At 62.0% G+C, this 6,919-nt stretch carries 7 protein-coding genes and 1 pseudogene; 5 read left to right on the top strand and 3 right to left on the bottom strand.

Translation table 11 applies throughout. From position 1 onward, the window contains the following. Together JHD07_RS05090 and JHD07_RS05085 are read right to left on the bottom strand one after the other, a co-directional pair. Positions 1–516 (bottom strand): NrtA/SsuA/CpmA family ABC transporter substrate-binding protein (locus JHD07_RS05090; protein ID WP_291619627.1); only part of this gene is annotated, 516 nt, incomplete at its 3' end. A 226-nt stretch (positions 517–742) separates the two neighbouring features. Then, complete coding sequence (locus JHD07_RS05085) at positions 743–1,672, bottom strand: LysR family transcriptional regulator (protein ID WP_291619625.1); 930 nt, start codon at positions 1,670–1,672, stop codon at positions 743–745. A gap of 124 nt (positions 1,673–1,796) precedes the next feature. On the opposite strand from JHD07_RS05085, the gene JHD07_RS05080 reads away from it, so the two are divergent. The 3 genes from JHD07_RS05080 to JHD07_RS39720 all read left to right on the top strand — a co-directional run bounded on the left by JHD07_RS05080 (position 1,797) and on the right by JHD07_RS39720 (position 3,293). Further along, positions 1,797–2,399 (top strand): NAD(P)-binding domain-containing protein, encoded by a 603-nt coding sequence (locus tag JHD07_RS05080; RefSeq protein WP_291619623.1) that lies wholly within the window; start codon positions 1,797–1,799, stop codon positions 2,397–2,399. 51 nt (positions 2,400–2,450) lie between these two features. Then, positions 2,451–2,831, top strand: a complete 381-nt coding sequence (locus tag JHD07_RS05075; RefSeq protein WP_291619621.1) for a nuclear transport factor 2 family protein — start codon at positions 2,451–2,453, stop codon at positions 2,829–2,831. A 297-nt stretch (positions 2,832–3,128) separates the two neighbouring features. After that, entirely contained in the window at positions 3,129–3,293 is a 165-nt protein-coding gene (locus JHD07_RS39720; RefSeq protein ID WP_366863945.1) for a hypothetical protein, read from the top strand. 122 nt (positions 3,294–3,415) lie between these two features. Here JHD07_RS39720 and JHD07_RS05065 read toward each other — a convergent pair whose 3' ends face one another. Then, the gene (locus JHD07_RS05065) at positions 3,416–4,108 is read right to left on the bottom strand and encodes an AraC family transcriptional regulator (protein WP_291619617.1); all 693 of its coding nucleotides are present in this window, start codon (positions 4,106–4,108) and stop codon (positions 3,416–3,418) included. Positions 4,109–4,440: 332 nt separating this feature from the next. Between JHD07_RS05065 and JHD07_RS05060 the strand changes: the two are divergent. Together JHD07_RS05060 and JHD07_RS05055 are read left to right on the top strand one after the other, a co-directional pair. Then, positions 4,441–5,883, top strand: a pseudogene (locus JHD07_RS05060) (GAF domain-containing protein); the annotation flags it as partial. A 114-nt stretch (positions 5,884–5,997) separates the two neighbouring features. Continuing rightward, a partial coding sequence (locus JHD07_RS05055) for an HWE histidine kinase domain-containing protein (protein ID WP_291619658.1) occupies positions 5,998–6,919 on the top strand: 922 nt, incomplete at its 3' end.

Here is a 6,919-nt window from a genome sequence, read left to right as displayed (position 1 = left end):
CATCTCCTGGGGACGAAGGTTGACGAGCGTGACGTCCTTGGCGGTCAAGCCCGCCGCCTTCAGCAGAACCGAGGTGTAGACCTCACTCCCCGTGCCGGCTGTGAAGCCGATGCGCTTGCCGCGCAGATCCGCTTTGGTCCTGATTGCGGCGGATGCGGCCGTCATCGTCTTCAGATCCGAGTACTCCATGCCGGCGACGAACGCGATCGGTTGCTGGGCCATCGCGGCCGCCGTGACCGGAGCTTCGGCGGTCGTCGCGATATCCGCTCCTCCTCCCATCACCGTGTCGAGGCATTGCTTTCCGCTGGTGAAGTTCGAGACCGAGATATCAAGTCCCTGCTTGGCGAAGAGGCCGTTCGCCTTGGCGACAATCGCAAGGCCCGAGATCGGTGCGAGGTTCTGCGCGAGCCGCGCCTTCAGGACCTCTTCGGCCTTGGCCTGGGAAGCCGGATTCAAGATGCCCGAACAGGCCGAGATCGCAAACCAGACCATGCGAAGAATTGTTTTCGAGCGCATGCAACCACCTCCGGTCATGTCGGCGGCCACGACGGCCAGCCCGTGATGGGAGGAGGGTCATCTGAAGGCAAAGCGTCGTGAAGCAATTAATCGACAACGTGTCCCGCTGACGAGCATTTGCGCATCGCGCGTCTGTAGCGGATCGCAATTTGGGCAACGGAGAGCCCTGTTTGCCCGCGGCTTATGCGGCGTGGGGTCCGGAGCCTGGAATACTTTGCCGGTCCTGCTAGCTCAGGCTTCCGGCGAACCGTTCGGCGAGCCTGTTTTTCTTGAATGCGTCGGCAACCCAGTCCACGAAGACTCTCGTCTTCGCGGGTACAAGCTTGCGCGATGCGTGGTAAATCGAGATTGCGCCTGCGTCACAGTACCAGCGTGGCACCAGGCGCAGCAGCGACCCGTTTTCGAGCGCGGGAAGAATGTCGGCGGTGGCAAGCATGGCAACGCCCAGGCCCAACAGTGCCGCCTCGCGCATCGCAGCGGGATCGTTGACCACGATCGACTCGGATAGTGGGGCTTGAACTTCCCGCCCCGAAACATCGCGCATCGACCAGTGCCGGATGCGTCCCGTCTGCAGCGAGCGCATGACGATGCCATCCAGTGCGGCCAGTTCGTCCGGCTTGGTCGGTGATGTTCGCCCGGACATGTACGCTGGAGACGCCACGGCGATGATGTGTGCTGGCGCAAGGGTGCGGCTGACAAGACCGGGCAACAATTCGAACCCGCCGCCGATCGCGGCGTCATAGCCTTCACCGACCAGATCGACCTGACGGTTCTCGAAGTGCCACTCAGGGCGGACCTGCGGGTAACGGGCCAGGAAGTCGGGAAGCAGGGGCAGAATATGGGCTGTGCCGAATGTCGGCGGCAGGCTTATCTTGAGAACGCCCGCCGGCTCCTCGCGTCCGGTCGATGCTCCGGCGATTGCGGCCTGCAGTCCCTCAAGATGACCGGCGATGGCTGTGCGAAACGTCTCCCCGGCCTCGGTGAGCGTCAGCCTCCGTGTTGAGCGATGAAATAATCGCACGCCGAGATTGCGCTCCAGAATGGCGACGTTGCGGCTGACGGCTGCCGGGGTCAGCAGAAGACGCCGGCCAGCCTCCGAGAAGCTGCCGCACTCAGCGCTCCGAATGAAGGATTCCAGGTTGGCCAGCGTTTCCATGGGCTCATTTACAAGTGATCGTTGAAAATCTTACGAGCAATATCCTTCTAATCAAAGGGCAATGTTTGGGTCATCTCTAGGCCACCGATCAGCTCGCCTGATCCCAAACAGCTCGGAGCATTCCATGTCCACCATCGGCATCATCGGCGCAGGCAATATTGGCCGCGCCATCGCCCAAACCATTGCGCGTAAGGGCATCGCCGTGACCCTGTCCAACAGCCGCGGCCCAGACAGCCTGGCGACGACCGTTGCCGAACTCGGTCCGCTCGTGACCGCCGGCACCCGCGAGGAGGCAGCTTCCAAGGAGATCGTGTTCGTCGCGGTCAACTGGTCGAAGCTGCCGGACGCGCTTGCCGGCCTGCCGCCATTCGCTGGCCGCATCGTCATCGATGCCAACAACCCGATCGAGGCGCCGCTGTTCAAGCCGGCGGAACTCGGTGGCCGCGCCTCGTCCGAAGTTTTCGCCGATCTGGTGCCCGGCGCGCGGGTGGTGAAGGCGTTCAATCATCTCTTGGCGCAGCTTCTCGCAACAGACCCGGCGAGCGACGGCGGCAAGCGTGTACTGTTCTACTCAGGCGACGACGCTGATGCGAAGGCAAGTGTCGGCGCGCTGATCGACCGGCTCGGATTCTTTGGCATCGATCTCGGTTCGCTCGCGGTCGGAGCCAGGCTGACCCAGTTTCCGGGCGGTCCGCTTCCGGCGCTGAACCTGGTCAAGTTCGGCTGATGGTTCGACGCAAATGTGCCCCAACACGATGAGATGACGAAAGGCTGTAAGATGACGACCGCTGAATTTGATTTCGACCATCTGCTTCGCTCAAATCTGGAGCGCGTCTTCAACGAGCGGGACGACGGCAAACGTCGGGCCGCCATCGCCGAACTGTTCGTCGAAGAGCCCGTCATGTACGAACCGACGGACATCGTCCGGGGAAGGGCCGAGATATCGCGCGTCGCCGGGAGCCTACTGTCGCGGTTCGGGCCAGCGTTCCGCTTCGTGCCTGATGGCGTCGCCGTCGGTCACCATGGCCTCGCGCATCTGGCCTGGCACGCCGGGCCCGAGGGCGGGCCGGTCGCAGTGACTGGTGCGGACGTCGCCGAAATTGAAGGCGGCAGGATCGTGCGGCTGTGGGTGCTGCTCAACGGGCAGAAGAGCGAATAACGTCGCTTCCTTAAGCCCGCGGCTCCACGTCCGCGACACCACCACCATTCCTTCAGCGATAAATCCACGCTGCTGCCCTCAGCCGGGGGAAGGTCGTCGGAGGCGGACAAGGCTTCGCTTGCGACGCCAAGGTCATGATCAGGCGCAACAAGCCAAACGAGCGTCGCGGGGCTCAGGCCGCGTAAGGAAGATGGGCCTGGAGCCAGGTGCAGGTCCTTACTTGGTCGGACTCTGCCCTTTGGGCGGCTGCAATCCCGGCGAATGCGCCCAGTCTTGGATGTGGGACGCAACGTCGGCTTGGCGAGCTTTCTTGAGAAGATTGTCCCGTTCGGGACCGGGGTCGAGCTGAATGGCCTGCTGGCGCAACTGCTCGGCCCATTCCTCGATCCGATCCTGAAGGGGTCTATCCTGCTTGAAGCGGCGTCGCGTTTTCAACTGCACCTCCTGCCGTCTCCCATTTGAGCGAAATGATCGCCAAGGACAGCTTCAGGGTGACAGCAAGATTAGGCGAATTCCAGCAGGAAATTTCGCGCCCCGGTTTGGAACTTTTGCTCGAATCTCTGATGTTGGTTCGGCGACGTGCTTCAGAGCCCCTCGCGCCGGCGGAGCGACAGTGGTGTGACGCCTGCGAATTTTCGCATGTGGCGCGCCAGCATCGTGTTGTTCTTCAGCCCCACCTTGCTGGCGATTTCGCTCATGCCGAGATCGGTTTCCCGCAGCAATTGCTTCGCATAGTCGATGCGTCTGCGCGACACGTAGCGGTGGGGCGGTTCGCCGAATGTGATGGCAAAGGCGCGGGCGAAATGAAAACGGGTGAGGTCGACCACGGCGGCAAGATCGGACAGCGAAATGTCGGTGTGCAGATAGTCTTCGACATAATCGCGGAGGATGGTCTGTTGGGCCAGTGAAAGACCACCCTTGGGGACCGCGGCCGGCTTCGGTGCAGTCTTCAGCATGCGCAGCAGTTCGATGACGGCGGTCAGGCCGAGCGTCTCGCCGTAGAGCTGATCCTGTGGGCCGCGATGACGCAGCAACTCATCGATTTTTTTCAGTGTGGCGAGCAGCGCGGGGTCCTGGAAATAAACCCGCGGAACCAGCTCGACAGACTTGTAGTGCTCCTCGATCTCGCCCGACATCTCGCCGGTTCGAAAGTAGACGGCGGTGAAGGAATTTGCCCGCTTCTTCGTCGCCGACCAGCCTGAGATGGCCCGCCCCCCCGGAATGAACGTCATCCGGTTGGTGAGATCGCAGAGCCGCGAACTCAGCTCGCCGTCCACAAATGTCTCGCCATCGTTCAGGCTGAGATCATGGAGCGCCAGGTAGTCGGGCGTGCCCGACCAGCGATAATCGAACGCCGTCTTGGGTTCGATTACGACGCGTTCGGCGCTGAAACCCTTGCCAACCAGTCGCTTCCGCACAGGCGCGGTGTCCTGGTCGTTGAAATTCAGCAACACCCGTGAAGCCATGCAAGGTCCGCATCTGGAAGCTGCTGCAAACATTGCGCAATTGTCCCGAGACCGCAACCGGTGAAAGATCGGCATTGCAATACCTATGGAAGCTAGCAAGAATAGGCGAAGGCAAGCAATTTTGATCGAGTAGGACTGGCGATATGCCGGCGTTTGGTGACCCTGATCTGCGCAGTTGCGACCAGGAGCCCATCCATGTTCCAGGATTTATTCAACCCTACGGAGCGCTGGTCGCTTTCGATCCCGAAACTCTCGAGATCGTGCTGGTCGCAGGAAATACGCAGGATTATTTCGGATTCGCCCACCAGGACCTGATCGGGCGGAAACTCGAAACGCAGATCGGCGCCGCTGCTAAGGTCCGGCTCGAGGCTCAATTCTCGCAGAAGAGCGTGGCGCCGCGTTCCTCCCTCGCGCTCGATATCGAGTTGCATGGCGCGCAGATCGAAGCCACCGCGCATTTGCATGACGATCTCGTCATCCTAGAACTCGAGCCGCAGCGGCCGCTGCCCGCGCCCGACGTTCTGGACTTCGTCCATGCAATGATCGGTCGGCTGCAGTCGGCCGACAACCTCGATCCGCTGCTGCGAACCCTGTCGGCTCAGGTCCAGAAGGCGACAGGCTTCGACCGCGTCATGGTCTACCGCTTCCTGGAAGACGACAGCGGCTGCGTGGTCGCGGAAAGCCGCTCGTCGGATCACGTGCCGTCCTATCTCGACCTGCATTACCCGGCGAGCGACATTCCGGCCCAGGCGCGCGAACTCTACCGCCGCAACTGGATACGCTACATTCCCGATGCGGTTTATACGCCGATGCCATTGAGCCCGGCGTTGAACCCGAAGACCGGCCTGCCGCTCGACCTGACCTATAGCCGGCTTCGCGCCGTTTCGCCGATTCATCTCGAATACCTTGCGAATATGGGCGTTCGCGCGTCGCTGTCACTGTCGCTGATCGTCGGTGGAAAATTGTGGGGTCTGATTGCCTGCCATGCCGCCGCCCCGCTGTATCTCAGCAGTCGCCTGAGGCTCGCGCTCGAAGTGTTCGCGCAGCTTGCCTCGCTTCATCTGAGCAGCACGATCGAACTGGCCGAGGCCACCGATCGCATCCACGCCCGCAATCTTCATGATCAACTGATGCGGGCCATGAGCCTCCACGGCCTGGCAGAGGCGCTGATCGGGCTTCGTCCGAACCTTCTCGATTACATCCGCGCATCCGGCGTGGTAGTCCGGATCGAAGGCAAAAATTTCGTGCTCGGCACCACGCCCGATGATGCCCAGATCGAAGCGCTGGTGAAATGGCTCAGCGTCACGCAGTCGGAAGGCGTCTTCTGCATCGATCGACTGTCGCAAGTTTTTCCCGAAGCCCGCTCCTTCCTCGATCGTGGCGCTGGTCTACTTGCGCTCTCGGTGTCGCGCGATCCCCGGGACTACGTGCTGTAGTTTCTTCCGGAACTGATTTCGACCGTGACGTGGGCGGGTGACCCGGTTAAGCCGGTGACGGCCGGCCCTCAGGGCGACCGGCTCTCGCCGCGCAAATCGTTCGAGGCATGGCAGCAGATCGTCACCGGCCAATCCCGCCCCTGGAGCGCGGTCGAGATCGACGCCGCGCAGATCCTGCGCACCACCGTTCTGGAGGTCGTGCTGCACCGTGTCGACCAGTCGCTGCGCGAGCATGCGAAAGCGCGAGCGCATCAGGACCTTCTGATGAACGAGCTGGATCACAGGGTCAAGAACACCATCGCAACCATCCAGTCGCTGGTGAGGCTTTCCAGCCGGAGCGCCGAAAGCCTCGTTCAGTTCACGACGTCGATCGAAAAGCGGCTGCAATCGATGGCGAAAGCGCACAGCCTGCTATCCGCTTCGCGCTGGGAAAGCGCGTCGGTGCGCACCATCGTCGATGACGAGATCGAGGCGCAACGCTCTCATCTCGGCGGCAATGTCCATATCGAAGGCGATCATTTCGCCCTCGAGCCACGCACGGCCTTGTCGTTTGCTCTGGTCCTGCACGAGCTCATCACCAACGCCATCAAATATGGCAGCCTTTCCAGCGAGCAAGGCAAGGTAACCGTGAGCTGGACCGAAGGCGTCTCGGGTGGCCGGACCTGGCTCGTCTTCCAGTGGGTCGAGTCCGGCGGGCCTCAGGTCAAGCCGACCGGGCGGCGCGGATTTGGCCACACGCTTCTCGAACGCGTCTTTGCGGAGGACGTCAGCGGCAAGGTCGATCTCGTGATGGATCCGGCCGGCGTGCGTTGCGTCATTCATATTCCGTTCGAAAAGGTCGTCCGAGCGGGGCAAACTGAAATGACGCTTCCTGCTCATCGACACCCGGTCGTTGAAACGCGCGAGGCATCGCCTCTCGCCGGCTTGCGAATCCTGGTTGTCGAAGACGATGGCCTGATCGCTGCAGATGTGTGCGAAGTTCTCGGCCGGGCCGGCGCGGTGGTCGTTGGACCCTATCCCCGCCTTGGCGACGGTCTGAAGGCCGCCGTCGATGAAAAGTTCGACGTGGCGCTGCTCGACGTCAATCTTGAGGGCAAGCCGTCGTGGCCTATTGCCAGCCTGCTTCGGGAACGAGGCGTCCCCGTCGTGCTCGGGACCGGCTATTCGGACCACTTTGCCAGGCCCG

Source organism: Bradyrhizobium sp. (genome assembly GCF_016462955.1).
Taxonomy (GTDB): Bacteria; Pseudomonadota; Alphaproteobacteria; order Rhizobiales; family Xanthobacteraceae; genus Bradyrhizobium.
Note: the sequence above shows the minus strand (reverse complement) of the source record. Positions and strands in the feature narration are given on the sequence as shown.